Here is a 19,231-nt window from a genome sequence, read left to right as displayed (position 1 = left end):
CTTAAGGAAGGTTATGACACAGAGGGGTAGTAAAAGTCAGCGCAAAGCGCCTGGAAGCGGGGATTGAAGCCGGTCAGAAGTTCCACTTGAGATTGAGGCAAGCACCTTCATCAAGCAGCGCGATCCCGTGGTCGGGTCTGGCGCGGTCGGAAGCGTAGGTCTTCTCCCGGGACTCCGAACGGCTGAAACCGAGGCTCAGCAAACGTGAACCAAGGTTTGCATACATGTCTACTTCGTCACTCTCGAAATCACCCGACATCTGATCCTGAAGCTGATAGATGTCTTCAGCCGGCACATCATCGGCAAAAACGCGTTCATTGGCTTCTGCACGGACCACGAAAGCGATCATGTTAAGGGCAAGGAGTGCGATGAAGATACGGATAATCATGTTTGTTCTGGCAACCTGTTAGCGAAACGGAAGTCTACTGTCACTTAAGGCTTAAGTCTAATGATTAACGGCCGGAAAGATGTGATTTTGCACACAATTGCGCCGTATTTTTGTCACCAGTTCACCATTGTTTTGTCAAAAAACTATCTATTTTTGTTGCAGATTGTTAAATCGCATTTCTGGCGGCCCATTACGACAGAAAAATAGCGTTTAACTGCCACCAAGTCATTACCAAATCGTAACCGCCGCCTGGTCATGGGCAGGGATAGGTGTATTCCCGATTCAGGTCCTCAATGGCTGCCAGCACATCGTCACCCAGGGACACAGCCGCGGACCCGAGGTTTTCCCGGAGCTGGTCAATGGTGGTCGCACCAATAATCGTGCTGGTTACGAAGTCACGGCTAGTCACATACGCGAGCGCCATCTGCACCGGTGACAGGCCATGGCTGGCTGCCAGGTCCACGTAGGCACGGGTAGCCTCGGCGCCACGACCACTGGTGTAACGGGTAAAGCGCTCATAGAGGGTCATCCGGGCACCTTCGGGGCGCCTGCCGTCGAGGTATTTGCCGGAGAGCATTCCGAACGCAAGGGGCGAATAAGCCAGCAGACCGACCTGCTCGCGACAGGCGATCTCCGCCATCCCCACTTCAAAGGTTCGGTTAAGCAGGTTATAGGGGTTCTGCACGCTGACAATCCGGGGCCAGTTGCGCTCCCGGGCAAGACGCAGGTATTCATTGGTACCCCAGGGCGTTTCATTGGAGAGGCCAACATGGCGAACCTTGCCCTCTTTAACCAGGTCAGCGAGAGTCCCGAGCGTTTCCTCAATGGGTGTTGCCTGTTCATCCTCACTGTGCTGATAACCCAGCTTGCCAAAAAAGTTCGCATTTCGGTCCGGCCAGTGCACCTGGTAAAGGTCGATGTAGTCTGTCCGGAGCCTGCGCAGACTGTCGTCACAGGCCTGTCGGATGTGGTCCCGCGTCAGGCGCGGGCCATTACGCAGATACTTCAGGCCATTGCCAGGCCCGGCCACCTTTGAGGCAATCACCAGATCATCCCTGCGCCCGCGTTTCGCCAGCCAGTTACCCAGGTAGGTTTCTGTCAGCCCCTGGGTTTCGGGCCGCGGGGGAACCGGGTACATCTCCGCCGCATCAATGAAGTTGACGCCCTGGGCGGTTGCCAGGTCCAACTGCTCAAAAGCCTGCTGTTCGGTGTTCTGCTCCCCCCAGGTCATCGTGCCCAGGCAGATTTCACTGACATCAATATCGGTTCTGCCCAATGTTCGGGTCTTCATACGTCCTCCCGGATTCGTTATTGGAAAAACAAAGAGTCAATCGCGCAAAGGGTAAACGGATTGTCACGAAATTGTCCCGGTACTGTCATGCCGGATTTCCATAGTAGGGACATGCAAGAGCACACCATAGGAAATACTGTGACCAGACTCAGCCAGGCTTCAGGGCGCAGGCTTCACATTACCATTGTTTCGGAGACCTTTCCTCCGGAAATCAATGGCGTGGCCAACACCCTCAGGTATCTTTGCCTGGGGCTGAGACGCCGCGGCCACCGCGTAACGATTATCCGCCCTCGCCAGCGCCATGAATCAACAGGCGAAGTTTCCGAAGCCGGTGAATGCCTGTTCTCGCAAGAGCATCTCGTTACCGGCCTGCCACTTCCGGGTTATGGTGAGCTGCGGTTCGGAATCACCCGCCCTGGTTACCTTGCCTCCCTCTGGAAGCGCCGACGCCCGGATGCGATCTATGTCGCCACTCAGGGCCCCCTGGGTGTTGCCGCAGTCTCGGCCGCCCGGAGGGCTGGCATACCGGTCAGCTCCGGTTTCCACACCAACTTCCATGCTTACAGCCGATATTACGGTGCCGGTTTTCTGGAGAAACTGCTGTGCGCCTACGGCCGCTGGTTTCATAACAGGACCGCCCTTACTCTGGTCCCTACGCGGAAAATAGCCCGAACCACCGCTGACATGGGCATTCACTCCACCTCCCTCTGGAGCCGTGGTGTCGACTGCAGCCGTTTTACTCCCCACAAACGCGATCAGACACTGCGGCAACAATGGGGGCTGCAACCCAATGACCGGGCCGTTCTCTATGTTGGACGGCTGGCGCCGGAAAAGAACCTGGGAATGGCAGTGGCCTGCTTCGAGCGGCTTCGCGGTTTGCACCCCAATGCCAGATTAATCCTGGTGGGTGACGGTCCCATGCGGAAGCGCCTGGCTGAACGCCATCCGGACTATGTTTTTGCAGGCACACGGCGGGGAGAGGACCTGGCCCGGCACTACGCGTCCGGCGATATTTTCCTTTTTCCCAGTAAAACCGACACGTTCGGCAATGTGGTGACTGAGGCGATGGCAAGCGGTCTTGCTGTTGTCGCTTTTGATGATGCCGCCGCCAGCGAGCACATCCGCCACGAAGACAACGGGATGAAAGCACGGCTGCCTGATGACGAAGGCTTTGTTGATCATGCCCTGCGCCTGGCCGACCAGCCCACACTGATGAACAGGATTCGTACCCAGGCACGTCTGGATGCACTGGAACTGGACTGGGCGGCACAAGTCGATCAGTTCGAGTATCTGATCCTGAACCACCCACAAAGGAATCACTCCAATGCCGTACAACAGCAAGGCATCTCGCTTCTTTAGCCTGGTGGACCAGAGGGAATTTGCCCTCTGCCAGTCCATCAACCGCAGCTTGAGGTTCCGCCCGGTCCATGGTTATTTTCAGATCGTGAGCCGCCTGGGTGATGGCTGGTTCTGGTATCTGGTGATTCTGGCCATGCCGTTAGTCATGCCAGAGAAGGGATTGGCCATTGCGTTGCTGATGGTCGTCACCGGGCTGGCCTGCACGATCAGTTACAAGCTGCTGAAGCGCTGGTTGATCCGCGAGCGGCCGTTCATTTCCTTCCCGTCCATCAACTGCGGCACCCCACCCCTCGACAGGTACAGTTTTCCCTCCGGCCACACGTTACACGCTGCCTGCTTCAACACGGTGCTGGCCATGACCACGCCTGAGCTGGCCTGGCTGCTCCTGCCATTCACCCTGAGCGTCGCTGCCTCCCGAGTAGTACTGGGGCTGCACTACCCCAGTGACGTCGTCGCCGGAGCCCTTATTGGCGGTAGCCTCGGTCTGGTTTCGGTCTACACCATTGGCGAACCGTTATCCGTCCTGTTTGCTGCCTGACCTGAAACGCCCGGCTCGGGCCCCACCCAACCCCGGCAGAGGCTACAAGCTGCCAGCTCACTTTCAGGGTCAAGATTCAACGCCCTGGCGATACACTCCAGAATGTACTGCTCCGGTACCTGGAACACGCCGTCCGCATACCCGATGGCTACACTGATCTGAACCATCAGTCCGGCCAGATACTCGCTGCGCCTCAGGGTCTGCAACGCCTCCAGAATCTCGCTCCTCAACGCTTCCGCATCCTCCTCACGCCAGCGCTCGACCTGCTGCATCAGTTCCTCCATACCGGCCTCAACCGTGAAATCCAGAAGGTTGTGCTCGGCCATTTTGTTAAGCGTGTCCCGCAGAACATTCCGCTCGGTATCATCCAATAATCCATCTGCCATCGAAGACGCCGCAGCGACTCTCGTCATCAGGCTTTTCAACGTGAAGGGTGCGAGCTTACCCGCCTCAATCCTCAAATCATGGCTGTTGCGATCAATGTATCGACAGACCCGTTGCACAGGGCTGCGATAGCGATTTTGCCGATACCCGCCGGGGACCAGTGCACCAATCAGCGCCGCAGCCACCGTGCTCTGAACAATGAACTGCACCACCCCCGCTAAGCTGGCATCTCTGAACTCGGGTGCCTTGGTTCCCTCAAACGGGGGAAAACCATGCATGGCGCTGTAACAGATATAGGCACCGACAACACCGATGACGCCCAGGGCCAACGCATCAAACCATCGCCTGTAGCGGGCCGGCCCACGTCTCCATTCCGTATCACAGACCCAGGCAACACCGAACCCGATGGCAAATGAGAGAAACAGGTAGGGGAAGGACCAGGAAAGGTCGACGATCAACTGGTCAAACCCTGCCTGATAACTTTTGCCGTCAAAAACATAACGGGTGAACCGCAACGCGGATATCACAACCAGGCTGGCAGCGACTGCCAGAACGCCTGAGAAAACATAGCCACCCCATGGACGGCTGCGGTTGGCCTCGATATCAGCGAACCGCCAGCGGCTTTTGGGAAATGTGCCGGCATGAGCCGATACGCCAAAATTGGCCCCCATCAATAGCGCGAAAAACACGACGGTACCGAAAGGCACTCCATTCCCACCTTCGATGGTATACCGGATAAACGACACCGCCATGAAAGCCGCCATTGCTATCGCAACAACCTGTAACAGCTTTGCCATACCAAGGGATTCCGAATCATCATCCGGCACTTCGAACCCGAAGGTTTCCAGCGCACGCCGACGTGCTCCCGGTCCGATCTCGATGTCCAGTACTGCGTGTGCCAGCAGGCGGCACAACCTCATGAACAGGTCACGACCGTCACTCACCAATGAATCTCTTAAATCTTTTTCAATACGCTGCGGACGCCCCCCCCAACTCCTCCAACCGTCGATAATAGGCGGCCACCCGTGAACTGAGAGTGGTGAACTCCATGCTCAGAGCCTCATACTCGCTCTCCCGCTCCTGGATAAAACGGTGATAGCGCGAGCTGCCTTCATGCCAATGCCTCACCTCATTGATCAACGACCAGGCAGTTGCCCAGGCGAAGGCCGGGGAGGCATGGTCATCTGTTAGCTCGCTACGATTCGCAGGAATGTCAAAGGCCTTCGCCTCCCGCTCCATCTCGTTAAATTTCATGGGGAAAATATGGTAAGGGGCGCGGTACATGCGATGGGCAAGCTTGACCGCATGCCCGGGTATTTCCGCCAGATCCCAGAATATCCGCAGCAGCTTATGATCTACTTTCTTCAGCACCGGAAAGTTCGGCAGTAACGCGGTGAAAATCAGCGCAATCGTCAGCGGGCTGCGGAAGAGGTCGCTACCCTCCATCTCGGATCCAGCAGGCCATCCCAGCAAGGGCAGTATCCGGTCAACGACCTCTGGCGATACCCAGGCGAAGAAGGTGACCAGCCAGTAGATAAGAACCAGGGCGCCGGAATACAAGACAAAACAACCATTGAAGCGCCATCGAGTGGTGGAGCTGCGATTGGAAACCGGTGTGTTGAACCGGCCATAAGCATGAAATATGACAAAAAAAGCCCCGAGTCCGAACTCGAAGGCTTCAGAGGCCAATAAACTGTCCATAGTCCAGGCTCCGTGCGCCCTCTTAAAAAGATAGCACCCTGAACTAAAAACGGCCAAAAAACGACCAAGCGGTATTTTTCAGGTCAGTCGAACAGTCGCAACTGCATGACTGGCGAATCGTCGTTGCGAAACCTGACACCAAGCCCTAACAGACGTACCGCGCGTCCTGTATCGGTGACCAGTTCATCCAGCAGCGGCTGATAATCGTCCAGACCGGGCTCCCGGATCTGTTCCCGCACCCGTTCCAGGGTGTGAGTGGAGAAATCGCTGTAGCGAATCTTGATAAACAGTTTGTGAATGGGTTTGCGGGCTGCCTTACGGCTCAGCCTCAGGTTCAGGTCGGCCACCAGTGAAGCCATCACCGACTCACAGGCGCGCTTGTCTGGCAGATCCTGGGAAAACGTGCGCTCTACGCTGACGGATTTTGCAATGCGGGACACCACCACGTCGCGATCATCCCGGCCAAAGGCCATTTCCCGCAGTCGGTACCCCTGCTTGCCAAATTTTTCCAGCAGAACTTCGGCAGGAACATTCTGCAGATCGCCGCAGGTCATCAAGCCCAACCCATGGAGTTTGCCCGCTGTTACCTGCCCGACCCCGAACAGCTTCTCAACCTTGAGATCCTGCACAAAGCCATCCACATCTTCCGGGCGGATGACAAACAGGCCATCGGGTTTTTTCCAGTCGCTGGCGATCTTTGCCAGAAATTTGTTGGGAGCCACACCTGCAGAAATGGTAATCCCGACTTCCTCTTTCACCCGACGCCTCAAATACTGGGCCATCAGCGTCGCGCTGCCCTTGTGATCGCTCACATCGCTGACATCAAGAAAGGCCTCATCCAGCGACAAAGGCTCTACCAGGTCCGTCAGTTCCCGCAGAATCGCCATCACCTGTTTCGACACTGCGCGATAACGTGCCATGTCGGTCGGTACCGTTACCAGCCCCGGGCAAAGGCGCCGGGCCTCGCCGCCGGGCATGGCAGATCGCACCCCGTAAGCCCTCGCTTTATAATTGCAGGTAGTGACCACGCCACGGCCACCCTCACCACCCACGGCCAGGGGAACGTCGCGCAACGAGGGATCGTCCCGCATCTCCACGGCGGCGTAGAAGCAATCGCAATCTACATGGATAATCTTGCGCTGGGCCATGATTCTTCTAGCAGGTAAATTATCTGTACATATGTACAGCCTTGTATCTTACGGTAACATGCAGAGAATGTCAGGAGCCCTATACTTCAACTCCAGAAACAGGTGCAAGCGACCATGACGAACCCTATCCCGGAACCATCCCAGACAGAAATCGAAGCCGCAGCGTTTCGGAAACTGGTCAGTCACCTGCGTGAACATACTGAGGTGCAGAATCTCGACCTGATGAACCTGGCCGGCTTCTGTCGCAACTGCCTATCAAAGTGGTATCGCGCGGAAGCGAGTGAAAGAGGCTTCGAGCTATCAGACCCGGAAGCTCGCGAAATTATCTACGGGATGCCTTACGAGGAATGGAAAGCCCGATATCAGCAAGGCCCGAAGAGAGATCACCACACATGAACCTCAATGACGCGGTTCGCATTCATCTGGCCTCCGTTGAGGCCGGCCATGGCGATTTTGACGATACCCTGGCCCTGATTGACCGTTTCTTTGAGTATCAGCCTACCGGGTTCCATAACGGCCCGTTGTACAATGACGCAGGCGAGAATGCCGGCTCATGCCGGGTTTTTGCCCTGGCTCAGTACTGCAACCTGAACGAGGCTGACACGTTGCGCCTCTTTGCGCAGCATTACCGCCAGGTGCTGGATGAGCCGGCGGGCGAGAGCCATGGTAATATTCGCCAGTTTATTGGCACCGGCTGGTCCGGTATCCGCTTTGACGGCCCGGCGCTTCGCAAACGCCCGGCCACCACCCAGGACGACACCACGGAAGAGACCCACCCATGAGCGAAACCGCCGTATCAGGGGTAAAACAATGTTTCCAGCTCAAGAGTGCCAGCGTCTCCATGACGGCACTGGAGCTGTACTTCTTCGACGATGAAGAATTCGAAAGCACTCTGCGGGACAAGATCAGCCAGGCCCCGGGCTTTTTCAAGGATATTCCGCTGATCGTCAGCCTCGAGAAATATGAAGGCCTGAGCAGCGAGCTGGATTTCTTCAAGATCATCGGCACCTGCCGCCGCCACAACATTCATGTCATCGGCGTGCGTGGCGGCAATGACGACCAGCGCCGGCTGGCACGGGGCGCCTCGCTGGCACTGCTTCCCGGCGGCAACCAGAGAGACCGCGAAATCGACACCGGCCCGGAAACAGAAGTAGCCGAAGCCATCGACAGTCCGGCACCGCCAAGAGTGGAAAACCATGGGGAACCCGCACCTGCCAGAATCATCAATCAGCCGGTGCGCTCGGGTCAGCAGGTATACGCTCCGGACGGTGACCTGATCATCCTGGCGCCAGTACAGGCCGGCGCTGAAGTGCTGGCAGCGGGCAATGTCCATGTGTATGGCCCTTTACGCGGCCGGGCCCTGGCGGGCATTCATGGCGCCGAACACGCCCGGGTATTCTGCCAGTCTCTTGAAGCAGAGCTTGTGTCCATCGCCGGACACTATAAAATCTCCGAAGATCTTCAGGACAACGGCTGGAAAACCGCCGTGCAGATCCAGCTCAGGGATGATCTGCTGGTGGTAACGCCACTGGAAAAGGCCTGATCAGAACGTAACTACCCGCACGGGCGGGGAAAGCGACGAATCCATCGCAAAACAGGAATGCAACCTTGGCTAGAATCATTGTCGTTACCTCAGGAAAAGGTGGCGTAGGTAAAACCACAACCAGCGCCTCCATCAGCACGGGGCTGGCAAAACGTGGCCACAAGACAGTGGTTATCGATTTTGACGTGGGCCTGCGCAACCTGGATCTCATCATGAACTGCGAACGCAGGGTGGTGTACGACTTCGTGAACGTGATCCAGGGCGAAGCCACACTGAACCAGGCCCTGATCCGGGACAAACGGGTCGATACCCTCTATATCCTTCCTGCCTCCCAGACCCGGGAGAAGGAAGCGCTCACCAGAGAGGGTGTTGAGAAGGTCATCAATGACCTTTCTGAACGCTTCGACTATATCGTCTGTGACTCCCCTGCCGGCATTGAGCACGGCGCACTGATGGCCCTGTACTACGCTGACGAAGCGATCGTGGTCACCAACCCGGAAGTCTCCTCGGTACGGGACTCGGACCGCATTCTGGGCATTCTGCAAAGCAAGTCCCGCCGCGCTGAGATGGGCCAGGACCCGGTCAAGGAACACCTGCTGCTGACCCGCTACAACCCGGACCGCGTGTCCCGGGGCGAAATGCTATCCGTGGCGGACGTGGAAGAAATCCTCGCCATTCCCCTGCTGGGTGTGATTCCCGAATCCCAGATTGTACTGAACGCCTCCAACCAGGGGCTTCCCGTCATTCTGGAGGAAGACAGCGACGCCGGGCAGGCCTATGATGATGCTGTTGCCCGTCTTCTGGGTGAGGAGCGCGAGCATCGCTTTATGTCGTCCCAGAAAAAGGGTTTCTTCTCACGGATGTTCAAGGGGGGCTGACGGATGAGTTTCTTCGATTATTTCAAGAGCAAGAAGAACAATCGCTCCGCCAGCGTTGCCAAAGAACGGCTCCAGATCATCGTTGCCCATGAGCGGGGGCAGCGCGAACAACCGGATTACCTGCCGGAGTTGCAGAGAGAGCTGCTTGAGGTCATCCGCAAGTACGTTCAGATCAGCGACGACATGGTGCAGGTGGAAGTGGACCGCAATGACAGCTGCTCCGTACTGGAGCTGAATGTGACTCTGCCTGAGCACTGACCTGCGCCATTGTGTAACAGAAAGCCCCGGCATTATCTGCCGGGGCTACTGGCCGCTGCACGATACCCGTCAAATGAGGCCAAATGTTACCTGCGATATTTCAGTCAGTTACCCAGTTCACAATCCCCTGATTACATAGACCTGACCCCTCACTGCCCATGATAGACTCGCCCGGACATTTCCAAGGATGAGAAACCTATGCATAACCTGAGGACCCCGGGCACTCGTCGGGTTTCCACGCTGGCCAACTTGCTGGTGGCAACCATTGCCTCTGCCCTGGCCTCGGCCACCGCACTGGCGGACCTTCCGGATGAAAATGCCGAGGACTGGAGCCTGCGCAAGGAGACTGACGACATCCAGGTGTATACCACCGACCAGCCCGGCTCCAGCTTTCAGGCGTTCAAGGCTGAAGCCATCCTGGATGTGCCTATCGAAAACCTCATGGCTGTGATGGTCAATCCCCAATCCTGTGTGGAATGGGTGCACAACTGCTCTGAGTCCTATGCTTTCGGAGAGGGCAGCTTCCATGACCGCTACGCCTACTCTGTCAATGACATGCCCTGGCCGGTAACCGACCGTGATTACGTCATTCGCATTCGCACGCGCGGTGACCAGGCCACCGGTGAGATTGTGATGGACCTGAATGCCATTCCGGATCAGCGCGAGGAAGAACATGATTACGTCCGGGTCGACAAGTCCGACACCCTCTACCGGTTCATCCCCGAAGGTAAACAGACCCGTATGATCTGGGTACAGCACACCAACCCCAACGGGTCGATTCCAGGATGGCTGGTCAATACCCTGCTGGTGGATATTCCAGTCCGTTCAATCGAGCAACTCGAGCGCGTCGCCCGGCGGGACCGTTATCAGAACCACGAACTGGTCTATGGCGACGATGGAAAACTGAAAGATGTAGTTCCGGATACCCAATCAGGGGATGACTAGCCCGTCCGTAGCAGCTAAGCTCTTTTACAAAGGACCTGTTAACGGAGCCGAATCGTAAATGACCGTTCTCGCCTACGAGATCATGACCCCGAGCATCAAGGCGGTACCCCAGTCATGGACGATGGACCGTCTGGCGAGATTCCTGACCGACAATGAGATCAACGGCAGCCCTGTTACCGATGAGACTGGTGAGATCGTAGGCATTGCCACCCTCAAGGACATCACCGAGTTCCGCTGGAACGCCAGCCGCTCCGAAACCGATACCCGTATGACACCAGAAGAGGAGCAGGAAGCCAGGCGCCTTCGGATGGCCATTTTCGAGGAAATGGGCAAGGTACCGGTGGAGGTTCGCGATATCATGACCCCCATCGTTCTATCGGTTGACGAGCAAACACCGGTGCGCGACATTGCCGATATAATGATGCGTGAACACCTGCACCGGATTTTCATCACCAAGGATGAAAAAATCACCGGGATCGTAACAACGTATGACATGCTAAAACTGATCTCCGACCAGGAGCTCACCAACCGCTGTGCCGGGAACGGCTGACCAGAGAGGTATCACACCCTATGCCAAGAGCACCGCAGGCTCGCAGAAAGATGTATGTCCTCGACACCAACGTCCTCATCCACGACCCGAACGCCCTCCTGAACTTTGAAGAACACGACGTCATTATCCCGATGACGGTGCTTGAAGAACTCGACAGTCTCAAATCCGGCAAGCAGGCGGTCGCCGCAGACTGCCGCCAGGCCATACGCAACATCGACAAGTTATTGGGGGACGCCAGCCCCGGAGACATCGAGAAAGGCGTTCCTATCGTGCGAGGCAAGAAGGCAGAACCCCTGGGGGCGCTGTCGATACTGATGAGTACCGAGCATCATGGCAACCACGCACTGCCGGAACACCTCAATGACAACAAGATCATAAACACTCTGGCCGCCCTGCAAGCCCGCCACAAGTCCCGCGATATCATCCTTGTCAGCAAGGACATCAACATGCGCCTGAAGGCCCGGGGCTTCGGTGTGGAAGCCCAGGACTACCACAACGACATGCTCCTGGATGATATCGACCTGCTGCCCAAAGGCTACAAGGAATTCGCCAACTCCTTCTGGGACACCATCGAGAAAGTGGAAACCATACAGCGGGAAGGCATCACCGAGCACATTCTGCGACGCGAGGGTGACCTGGCCAGGCTGACAATCAACGAGTTCGTGATTGACGAACAGGGCTTCGTTGGCAAGGTATCGGATCTCAGCGAGGACCAGCTTGTTATCCGTGACCTCCACCAGCATGACCTGATGAATGAGGAGGTGTGGGGCCTGGTGCCGCGGGACATCTACCAGGCCATCGCTCTGAACCTGTTGCTGGACCCCGATATTCACCTGGTGAATCTCACCGGCTCCGCAGGCTCGGGCAAAACCATCCTGGCCCTGGCTGCCTGTATCGAGATGACTGTTGCCAGCAAGATCTATAAACGCATTATCGCTACCCGCAGCACGCAGGGACTGGACGAGGATATAGGCTTCCTGCCGGGCACCGAGGCCGAGAAAATGGAACCCTGGCTCGGTGCCATCGTGGACAATCTGGAAGCTCTCCACGAAGACGATGAGAATATGACTGCCAGCGTGGACTACATCCTCAGCAAGGTTCCGCTGCACTTCAAGTCGATGAACTACATCCGGGGGCGCAGTTTCCAGCACAGCCTGATCATCATAGATGAATCACAGAACCTGACGCCCCACCAGATCAAGACCATCATTACCCGCGCCGGCAACGGCTCCAAGGTGATCTGCCTGGGTAACCTGGCACAGATCGACACGCCCTATCTCAGCGCCCTGAGTTCCGGCCTGACCTATATGACCGAACGCTTCAAGAGCTTTCGTCATGGCGGGCATATCCATCTGCAGGGTGTGCCGAGATCCTTACTGGCAGAATATGCGGAGGCAAATCTCTGACTCCACGATCAAAACCCGAACCTGGATATTCCAGCCGGCTCAGTCCTTGAACTGAGCCTTATCCAGCCCGTGCTTTTTCATCTTGTCGTACAGCGTCTTACGGGCAATACCGAGCTGGACCATGGTGTCCTTTATACTGCCCTGGCAGGCATTCAGTGCGCTGATAATGGCCGACCGCTCAAATCCGTCCATCATTTCCGACAGCGTCTGTCGCCCGGCCACGTTTGCGGTAACGGACGGGTCGTTTTCTTCCAGCGCCCCTGGCCCCAGCAGCACATAGCGTTCCGCCAGGTTGCGTAACTCCCGTACGTTGCCCGGCCAGGAATGTTGCATCAACCTTGCGGCCCCGCTGGCGTCCAGGGGGATGCTCTCACGGTCATAGCGGGCGGCTGCGATCAATACGAAATGATGAAACAGCAACGGGATATCCTCTTTGCGCTCACGCAACGACGGAATATCCACCTTCACAACGTTCAGTCGGTAATACAGGTCAGCACGGAACGCTCCCTCATCGCTGAGCGCTTTCAGGTCCGCCTTGGTCGCAGCGATGATTCGAACATCCACCTCCTGTACCTGGTTGCTCCCCAGACGCTCCACCCGCTGTTCCTCCAGCACCCGCAGCAGCTTCACCTGAAGCACCATGGGCATACTTTCCAGCTCATCAAGGAACAGCGTGCCCCTGTGGGCGTATTCAATTTTTCCAATGCGGCGTTTGTCCGCACCGGTAAAGGCTCCGGCCTCGTGGCCAAAGAGCTCACTTTCGATCAGGTGCTCCGGCACCGCGCCACAGTTAATAGCCACGAAGTTGCGACTACTGCGGGGACTGTTCTCATGAATATACCGTGCAAGCGCATCCTTACCGGAGCCGGTCTCCCCCTGCAGGAGGATATTGGCGGAAATATCCAGGATCGGGTCAATGGTCGCCACCACCTTCTGCATGCTCGGAGAATTCCCCAGAATCCGGGGGCCAGGCCGTGCCAGTTGCTTCAATTGAGCTTTCAGGCGGCGGTTTTCCAGTGCCAGGTGACGCTTCTCAAGGGCGTGACGCAGCAACTCCAGAAGCTCGTCCTGATCAAACGGCTTCTCGATGAAATCATAGGCGCCACGCTGCATGGCTGTTACCGCCGTGCCAATGTCACCCTGCCCTGTGAGTATGATCACCGGGATAGTGTCATCCACAGCTCTTACCCGGTCCAACATCTCGACGCCATCCATACCCGGCATGTTGTAGTCACACAACACAACGCCACCGTACTCGGGCGTTATTGCCACCAGGCCTGAGGAAGCATCCTCGAAACAGGCGACCGGCATGTCTTCAAGGGTAAGGGTCTGGCCGAGTGCCTGGCGTATGTGCGGATCGTCATCCACAAAGATTACCGAAACGTCTGTCATTCCATGGCCCCCCGCTTCTTCACTGTGACTACAAATTCGGCGCCTGGACCGTCGCTCCGATTGCGTCCTGTCAGGCTTCCACCCAGCGCATCCACAATCTGGCGCGATATGGAAAGGCCCAGTCCAAGTCCCTGTTTGACCGACTTGGTGGTGAAAAAGGGCTCAAATATCTGTTCGCTGTTGCCGGGCAATCCGGAACCATTGTCGCGCACGGTACACCGCCAGTTATCATTATCCTCGTCAATATCGATAGTGATCGCCTGCCGCTGGGCTCCATCCACTGCATGAACCGCATTGGCCAGAAGATTTACCATTACCTGCTCGATCCGTATGAGGTCACCGTGGCACATCACCGGGTGTTCCGGACGATTCCAGCGAATATCAATACCGGAACTGTTGTCCTGGGCCGCAATGATCTTCAGCGAAGCATCCACTGACTGCCGCAGGTCCACAACGGCAGGTGGTCCCTCGGATTTGCGGGCGAAGACTTTGAACTGGCGGGTAAGTTCAGCCATTTTGTCACACAGAGTGCTTATTTCCGCAAGGTTGGCATTCACCATATCGCTGGCACCCCTCTCGAGGAAGCGGCGACTGTTCCGGGCGTAGGTCTGTATGGCCGTCAGTGGCTGATTGATTTCATGGTTCAATCCCGCCGACATTTGGCCCAGTACCGCCAGTTTGGCAGCCTGAATCAGTTCTTGCTGGGTTTCCCGGAGCTCGTTCTGGGTTCGTTCCCGTTCTCGAATTTCCTGCAGCAATTGCTGATTCGAGCGCTCCAGGTCCGCTGTGCGTCGGGCCACATTGCGCTCAAGCTGCTCTCCCCTGAGGGCCAGCTCCGCTTCACGGCGATAGCGCTCCCTGAGGTAGAGAGCCGCCAGTAAACAACCGATGAAGATAACAATGCCACCAGTTACGAATCCCAGCCTTGTCCAGAGCACAGCCCGTGTGCCCACCATTACCTGAAGTGTCCAGTTCATGCGCGGCAAGGGCGTTCCGACCGTCAGATACTCTCTTTTCACTCTATCCCCCTGGAGTCTTAGCAGGCGGGTGTTCTCCGAGACGCCCCAGTGTGGTTCCAGCGTTTCAATATCCACCGGCTCGAGCTCGTGGTCGGGATAGCGCCTGGAACCCGCAGCCGGAGCACCCTGCCCGTCATCGGAGAAATCCCGGTACAACCATTCCGGCCGACTGGCCATGAAGCTGATACCCGTTTCATCCAGCACCACCATTTCGGCATTATTCGGCGCTCCGGGCCGGCGCCACTGGGACTCCAGTTCTTCCACCTGAACCTTCATTGCGATTACGCCCAGTATGTTGCTCTGGCTGTCACGAACGGGATGTGAGAAATACAGGCCACGAATCCCGGAGGTGGTGCCCAGGGCAAAGTAAGTGGCCGACTTGCCGGTCTCGATAGCGTCCTGAAAATAGGGCCTGAAGTCGAAATTACGCCCGACAAAGCTGTTTGCCTGCTGGTAGTTGTTGGCCGCGATGGTCATGCCGGTGGTGTCCATGAGATAGACATCAGAGCTGGCAACAATGGCGGCCATACGCTGCATCTGCCGGTTGGCCTGGAGAATGAGGTCTTCATCCTCCGGAGTTTCCAGGGTGCGTGCCAGCAGGGGATGCTCAGCCATGAGTTCGGGAAGAGGCAGGTAGCGGTTGAGCTCGTTCGCCACAAGCTGACGGTAACGGAAGGACTCTTCCAGGCTTTGCTGTTCAACCTGTCGGTAACCTACCCATCCACCCAGGAGCCAGGAAAGGATCAGCGTGGCAAGCAGGACAAGCACGATACCAATTCGATAGGACATAGCATCCGGTTTCCGAAAAACCGTTAAAAGCAGCCAGATTACAACCGTGCTACAGGCGGGACAACTGCACTAATGGCCAGCAATCACACCTGCTGCATGGTTCTACACGACTGCGGGGTTCGACGGAGACCTGCGCTGTCGCTGGGCCAGAAACGCAATCACCGCCAGGGCGATGCCCGTGAGATCTGTCCACAACCCGCCTTCAATCATCAGGAAGGCTGCCGCAATCAGCAGCACACGGGTCAGTGGCTTTGCCCCCACCCTGGCAAACCAGCCCATTACCCCACCAGAGAGCATATATACACCAAAGAGCGCTGTTACCACGGCACGGGCGATATCAAACCACCCTGCGTCCATCAACAATGCGCCATTGTAGAAGAACATGAAGGGCACAATGAACGCGGCAATGCCAATCCTGAACGATGCCACCGACGTTTCCATGGCATTCGCCCCTGAGATACCCGCAGCCGCGTAGGACGCCAGTGCGACTGGTGGCGTAATCGCTGACACCACCGCGAAATAGAACACGAAGAAATGGGCCGTGAGAGGGTCGATCCCTAACTGCACCAGACCGGGGGCAACCACCGAGGCAGCAACCGCGTAGGCCGCCGTGGTGGGCATGCCCATGCCCAGCAGGATAGAAATGAACATGGCAAAGATAAGGGCCAGCAACTGACTGGCTTCGGCCACATCCAGCAAAAGCACGGAAAAACGCGCCCCAACCCCGGTCAGGGAGATAACACCCACAATCACACCGGCCGCGGCACATACCACAATGATCTGAATGGCCATGTAAGAGCCAATCTCCAGTGCTTCCAGTATCTTCTTTATTCCCATTTTGTTAGGAGAGAACCAGCTGACAACGGCCGCTGATACCGTCGCCAACGTACCGGCCCGGATAACCGAGTATCCCATGAACAGGGCGACAATCAGGATGATGATGGGCACGAACAGATAGCACTGCTTGATCATGGTCCTGAGTTTCGGCAATTCATCATCCCGCATGCCACGCATGCCGGTTTTTGCTGCCTCGAAATCCACCATGAAATACACAGACGCGAAGTAGAGGATCGCCGGGATAATTGCCGCGATGGCAATTTCGGTATAGGGAATGCCGGTAATTTCGGCCATGATGAAGGCGCCGGCACCCATGATCGGCGGCATGATCTGCCCACCAGTGGAGGCGGCAGCTTCCACGGCTCCGGCAGACTGTTTACTGTAGCCCACTTTCTTCATCAGCGGGATAGTAAGCGAGCCCGTAGAGACCACGTTACCTGCGCTGGTTCCGTTGATCATGCCCATCAACCCGGAGGCAAAAATCGACACCTTGGCCGGACCACCGCGGGTACGGCCAGCGGCTGCGAAGGCAAAGTTCACGAAGTAGTCGCCAACCTTGGAAGCCTGAAGAAACGCCGCAAAGACGATAAACAGAATGATATACGTGGAAGAGACCGCCGTGGTGGGGCCGAGGATACCTGCGTCGGTGTACACCTGGCTGAAGAACCGCTGCACCGACAGGCCCGGGTAACCAAGAAAGCCGGGCAGATAGGGGCCCGCGAACACATACACCAGGAACACCAGCCCGATAACAACCAGGGCCAAACCGGTCAACCGGCGTGTCAGTTCCATGATCAATGCGGTGCCGGCAATTGCGGCGAATGAAATCCCCACCGGCGCAAACGAGGTGCCCGTGGACATTCTCATGGAGGTGTTATAAACCACCAGGAAATAGGCCGCAACCGTCACCGAACAGACAATCAGTATCACATCCGGCACGCTGAAACGCGAACGCCCTGCGTGGTGAAACCAGCTCATCACGATGCCCATGCCGGTTGCAGCCAGAAGCGGCCAGCCGAAATGCCAGGTTTCCAGGTCGCCCGGAATGCGAGGCGTACCCTCCAGGATCAGTTGGTGAAACGAATAGGTCTGATAGAGCGCGTACAGCGCCGGTACCATAAAGACGGCGCTGATCCAGGTGGTCCAGCGATGACGCACGGGCCCCTCGCCGGCGGAAGCGAAGCGCGCGCCGGCAAACAGGATGAAGCCCAGCACAAGCGCGCCGGCAATATGGACGATACGAAAGGACCAGGTTTCCAGCGGTGCGATGTTCAGGCTATACAGATGGAACGAGGAATAGACGATTGCCAATGCCGCCACAAATTTTGCCACGCCCCCTTCAAATAACCGGCGATTCTCCTCAATTGGTTCCTGGTCGACATCGTGGGCCAGAATATGGTCCTCGTTGGCTTCTGGCGCGGGGTTTTGATCGGGATGTAGTTTGTCAGTCATGATAGACCCTGCTTACGGTAAAACAGATGGCGGTGGGGTGCCGGCCGGGCTCCGAAGGGCCACAGGAGTGACCCTTCAGCACACACGATGATTACTGAGCGATGTTGGCTTCCTCGATCGGGTAGCCGTTTTCGTTGAACCAGCGAGCTGCTCCCGGGTGCCAGGGCAAAACGTTATTTTTCGTGTAGTTCTCAGGTATCGAGTTCTGGGCAGCCTTGTGGATGGAAACCATCTTGTCGTTGTTCTCCATGGTCAGTTTGGTGATTTCGTACACAAAGCTTTCCGGCATATCACAGTTCACAATGGAAAAGTTCCACATGGAAACCACACGGGACGGTTCATCCAGTGACTGGTAAGTGCTGGCCGGAATAGTGAACTCGGACACCGGGAACTCCTCGGTCACCTTCTTCGCTTCCTCGTCCGTCATGCCGATGATGTTCACGTCGGTCTGCACTTCCAGTTGGCTGACAGCAGGGATGGGAATGCCGGCGGCAAAGGCCACTACATCGATAAGGCCATCCTGCAACTGACCGCCCAGGTCGGACCAACTGCCGTTGCGGCGTTCAAAATCAACACCAAGGGTTTCCATGATTCGGGGGAAGTAGGTGTCCGACGTAGAGCCGGCCGGGCCAAAGCCGATAGTGGCGCCATCCGGAATTCCGGAGATGGACGTGATGCCAGAGCTGCTCAGTGCGGTAACGGAGAACGGTGTTTCGTACATGGGGAACATCGCACACACGTTGTCCATTTTCATGCCCGGCGCCAGTGGACTGGAACCGTCAATGGATTCCTGGGCCGGCCCCAGCGTGGTTAATCCGAATTTCAGATCGCCGGTATGAACCAGCGCCATGTTCTGCATGGGGCCACCGGTAATTTCGGCACCACCGGACACACCCACGTTCTCGGCAACAAAGTTCGCCCACCCCGAACCATAAGCAAAGTAGGTTCCACCCTGGCTTGCAGTGCCGACGGTAAAGTTACTCGGCCAATCAGACCGGTCCTGGGCAAGGGCCGAACTGGTAATGGTGAAAGTGGAGGCGAATGCCAAGGCAATGACGGCTTGAGTTTTCATGAGGGTGCTCCCTGTTTCATTGTGTTTGTTGGGTGCTCGACGAAGCACAGAAGGCTTCGGTGACGAGAGAGCAAGGAGCAGACCAGGTTCGAAAACTGCTTATAAAACAGAAGTCTCTTGAATTAACGGGGATTCCTTGCCTACAAAATGGGTGGAATTTCACTCATCCATTTCGGGCAATGGGTGGAGATCGGCCAACGTTAGAGGCACGCCACCGTTTTCACAGGGCGCAGGTACGCAGAGTGTCAAATCTTGTCCAATGACTTCCATAGCGAGATGGG

General features: G+C 56.7%; 19 protein-coding genes. 10 read left to right on the top strand and 9 right to left on the bottom strand.

The genetic code is table 11. The features are described 5' to 3' along the window. Window positions 1-73: 73 nt before the first annotated feature. Together ABJM11_RS12980 and ABJM11_RS12975 are read right to left on the bottom strand one after the other, a co-directional pair. Window positions 74-388, bottom strand: a complete 315-nt coding sequence (locus tag ABJM11_RS12980) for a hypothetical protein (RefSeq protein WP_348296308.1) — start codon at window positions 386-388, stop codon at window positions 74-76. Window positions 389-641: 253 nt separating this feature from the next. Further along, window positions 642-1,679 (bottom strand): NADP(H)-dependent aldo-keto reductase, encoded by a 1,038-nt coding sequence (locus ABJM11_RS12975; protein ID WP_348296307.1) that lies wholly within the window; start codon window positions 1,677-1,679, stop codon window positions 642-644. Between the two features lie 111 nt (window positions 1,680-1,790). Here ABJM11_RS12975 and ABJM11_RS12970 point away from each other — a divergent pair, with 111 nt between their 5' ends. Both ABJM11_RS12970 and ABJM11_RS12965 read left to right on the top strand, forming a co-directional pair. Then, window positions 1,791-3,038, top strand: coding sequence for a glycosyltransferase family 1 protein (locus tag ABJM11_RS12970; RefSeq protein WP_348296306.1), 1,248 nt, complete (start codon window positions 1,791-1,793; stop codon window positions 3,036-3,038). Further along, window positions 3,004-3,576, top strand: a complete 573-nt coding sequence (locus ABJM11_RS12965; RefSeq protein ID WP_348296305.1) for a phosphatase PAP2 family protein — start codon at window positions 3,004-3,006, stop codon at window positions 3,574-3,576. The genes ABJM11_RS12970 and ABJM11_RS12965 overlap by 35 nt, the downstream gene beginning before the upstream one ends. On the opposite strand, the gene ABJM11_RS12960 is transcribed toward ABJM11_RS12965, so the two are convergent. The 3 genes from ABJM11_RS12960 to dinB form a co-directional block, all read right to left on the bottom strand. Beyond that, the gene (locus ABJM11_RS12960; RefSeq protein ID WP_348296304.1) at window positions 3,534-4,904 is read right to left on the bottom strand and encodes a tellurite resistance TerB family protein; all 1,371 of its coding nucleotides are present in this window, start codon (window positions 4,902-4,904) and stop codon (window positions 3,534-3,536) included. The two genes, ABJM11_RS12965 and ABJM11_RS12960, sit on opposite strands and share 43 nt — an antisense overlap. Window positions 4,905-4,926: 22 nt before the next feature. Next, entirely contained in the window at window positions 4,927-5,661 is a 735-nt protein-coding gene (locus ABJM11_RS12955) for a hypothetical protein (RefSeq protein WP_348296303.1), read from the bottom strand. Between the two features lie 83 nt (window positions 5,662-5,744). Then, window positions 5,745-6,809 (bottom strand): DNA polymerase IV, encoded by a 1,065-nt coding sequence (gene dinB / locus ABJM11_RS12950; protein ID WP_348296302.1) that lies wholly within the window; start codon window positions 6,807-6,809, stop codon window positions 5,745-5,747. A 114-nt stretch (window positions 6,810-6,923) separates the two neighbouring features. On the opposite strand from dinB, the gene ABJM11_RS12945 reads away from it, so the two are divergent. From ABJM11_RS12945 to ABJM11_RS12910, 8 genes are all read left to right on the top strand, one after another. Continuing rightward, entirely contained in the window at window positions 6,924-7,205 is a 282-nt protein-coding gene (locus ABJM11_RS12945) for a DUF1244 domain-containing protein (protein ID WP_348296301.1), read from the top strand. Next, window positions 7,202-7,591 carry a HopJ type III effector protein gene (locus tag ABJM11_RS12940; protein WP_348296300.1) on the top strand — a complete coding sequence of 130 codons (390 nt, stop codon included), beginning with the start codon at window positions 7,202-7,204 and terminating at the stop codon, window positions 7,589-7,591. The genes ABJM11_RS12945 and ABJM11_RS12940 overlap by 4 nt, the downstream gene beginning before the upstream one ends. Beyond that, entirely contained in the window at window positions 7,588-8,352 is a 765-nt protein-coding gene (gene minC / locus ABJM11_RS12935) for a septum site-determining protein MinC (protein ID WP_348296299.1), read from the top strand. The genes ABJM11_RS12940 and minC overlap by 4 nt, the downstream gene beginning before the upstream one ends. Before the next feature lie 65 nt (window positions 8,353-8,417). Continuing rightward, window positions 8,418-9,230 carry a septum site-determining protein MinD gene (minD, locus tag ABJM11_RS12930; protein ID WP_348296298.1) on the top strand — a complete coding sequence of 271 codons (813 nt, stop codon included), beginning with the start codon at window positions 8,418-8,420 and terminating at the stop codon, window positions 9,228-9,230. Window positions 9,231-9,233: 3 nt separating this feature from the next. Beyond that, window positions 9,234-9,488: a cell division topological specificity factor MinE gene (minE, locus tag ABJM11_RS12925; RefSeq protein WP_150993651.1), complete on the top strand. Its 255-nt coding sequence runs from the start codon at window positions 9,234-9,236 to the stop codon at window positions 9,486-9,488. A gap of 198 nt (window positions 9,489-9,686) precedes the next feature. Further along, entirely contained in the window at window positions 9,687-10,433 is a 747-nt protein-coding gene (locus ABJM11_RS12920; RefSeq protein WP_348296297.1) for an START domain-containing protein, read from the top strand. Window positions 10,434-10,491: 58 nt separating this feature from the next. Beyond that, a complete protein-coding gene (locus ABJM11_RS12915) occupies window positions 10,492-10,983 on the top strand; it encodes a CBS domain-containing protein (protein ID WP_348296296.1) in 492 nt (163 codons plus the stop codon). Between the two features lie 20 nt (window positions 10,984-11,003). Continuing rightward, a complete protein-coding gene (locus tag ABJM11_RS12910) occupies window positions 11,004-12,389 on the top strand; it encodes a PhoH family protein (protein WP_348296295.1) in 1,386 nt (461 codons plus the stop codon). A gap of 39 nt (window positions 12,390-12,428) precedes the next feature. On the opposite strand, the gene ABJM11_RS12905 is transcribed toward ABJM11_RS12910, so the two are convergent. The 4 genes from ABJM11_RS12905 to ABJM11_RS12890 form a co-directional block, all read right to left on the bottom strand. Continuing rightward, window positions 12,429-13,781 (bottom strand): sigma-54 dependent transcriptional regulator, encoded by a 1,353-nt coding sequence (locus ABJM11_RS12905; RefSeq protein WP_348296294.1) that lies wholly within the window; start codon window positions 13,779-13,781, stop codon window positions 12,429-12,431. Then, a complete protein-coding gene (locus ABJM11_RS12900; protein WP_348296293.1) occupies window positions 13,778-15,589 on the bottom strand; it encodes an ATP-binding protein in 1,812 nt (603 codons plus the stop codon). Before ABJM11_RS12900 ends, ABJM11_RS12905 begins: the two co-directional genes overlap by 4 nt. Before the next feature lie 102 nt (window positions 15,590-15,691). Beyond that, a complete protein-coding gene (locus tag ABJM11_RS12895; protein WP_348296292.1) occupies window positions 15,692-17,878 on the bottom strand; it encodes a TRAP transporter permease in 2,187 nt (728 codons plus the stop codon). 91 nt (window positions 17,879-17,969) lie between these two features. Next, window positions 17,970-18,950 carry a TAXI family TRAP transporter solute-binding subunit gene (locus ABJM11_RS12890; protein WP_348296291.1) on the bottom strand — a complete coding sequence of 327 codons (981 nt, stop codon included), beginning with the start codon at window positions 18,948-18,950 and terminating at the stop codon, window positions 17,970-17,972. Between the last annotated feature and the right edge of the window lie 281 nt (window positions 18,951-19,231).

Origin of the sequence: Marinobacter sp., from assembly GCF_039977835.1 — a bacterium.
GTDB lineage: Bacteria > Pseudomonadota > Gammaproteobacteria > Pseudomonadales > Oleiphilaceae > Marinobacter.
This window is presented reverse-complemented; position numbering and strand designations above follow the sequence as displayed.

Excerpts from the sequence above, each read along its gene's own strand:
- ABJM11_RS12910 (WP_348296295.1), top strand. The coding sequence starts at position 11,004 with ATGCCAAGAGCACCGCAGGCTCGCAGAAAGATGTATGTCCTCGACACC.
- ABJM11_RS12955 (WP_348296303.1), bottom strand. The coding sequence starts at position 5,661 with ATGGACAGTTTATTGGCCTCTGAAGCCTTCGAGTTCGGACTCGGGGCT.
- ABJM11_RS12970 (WP_348296306.1), top strand. The coding sequence starts at position 1,791 with ATGCAAGAGCACACCATAGGAAATACTGTGACCAGACTCAGCCAGGCT.
- ABJM11_RS12940 (WP_348296300.1), top strand. The coding sequence starts at position 7,202 with ATGAACCTCAATGACGCGGTTCGCATTCATCTGGCCTCCGTTGAGGCC.
- ABJM11_RS12915 (WP_348296296.1), top strand. The coding sequence starts at position 10,492 with ATGACCGTTCTCGCCTACGAGATCATGACCCCGAGCATCAAGGCGGTA.
- ABJM11_RS12920 (WP_348296297.1), top strand. The coding sequence starts at position 9,687 with ATGCATAACCTGAGGACCCCGGGCACTCGTCGGGTTTCCACGCTGGCC.
- ABJM11_RS12945 (WP_348296301.1), top strand. The coding sequence starts at position 6,924 with ATGACGAACCCTATCCCGGAACCATCCCAGACAGAAATCGAAGCCGCA.
- ABJM11_RS12895 (WP_348296292.1), bottom strand. The coding sequence starts at position 17,878 with ATGACTGACAAACTACATCCCGATCAAAACCCCGCGCCAGAAGCCAAC.
- ABJM11_RS12980 (WP_348296308.1), bottom strand. The coding sequence starts at position 388 with ATGATTATCCGTATCTTCATCGCACTCCTTGCCCTTAACATGATCGCT.
- minE (WP_150993651.1), top strand. The coding sequence starts at position 9,234 with ATGAGTTTCTTCGATTATTTCAAGAGCAAGAAGAACAATCGCTCCGCC.
- ABJM11_RS12965 (WP_348296305.1), top strand. The coding sequence starts at position 3,004 with ATGCCGTACAACAGCAAGGCATCTCGCTTCTTTAGCCTGGTGGACCAG.
- minC (WP_348296299.1), top strand. The coding sequence starts at position 7,588 with ATGAGCGAAACCGCCGTATCAGGGGTAAAACAATGTTTCCAGCTCAAG.
- ABJM11_RS12900 (WP_348296293.1), bottom strand. The coding sequence starts at position 15,589 with ATGTCCTATCGAATTGGTATCGTGCTTGTCCTGCTTGCCACGCTGATC.
- ABJM11_RS12890 (WP_348296291.1), bottom strand. The coding sequence starts at position 18,950 with ATGAAAACTCAAGCCGTCATTGCCTTGGCATTCGCCTCCACTTTCACC.
- ABJM11_RS12905 (WP_348296294.1), bottom strand. The coding sequence starts at position 13,781 with ATGACAGACGTTTCGGTAATCTTTGTGGATGACGATCCGCACATACGC.
- dinB (WP_348296302.1), bottom strand. The coding sequence starts at position 6,809 with ATGGCCCAGCGCAAGATTATCCATGTAGATTGCGATTGCTTCTACGCC.
- ABJM11_RS12975 (WP_348296307.1), bottom strand. The coding sequence starts at position 1,679 with ATGAAGACCCGAACATTGGGCAGAACCGATATTGATGTCAGTGAAATC.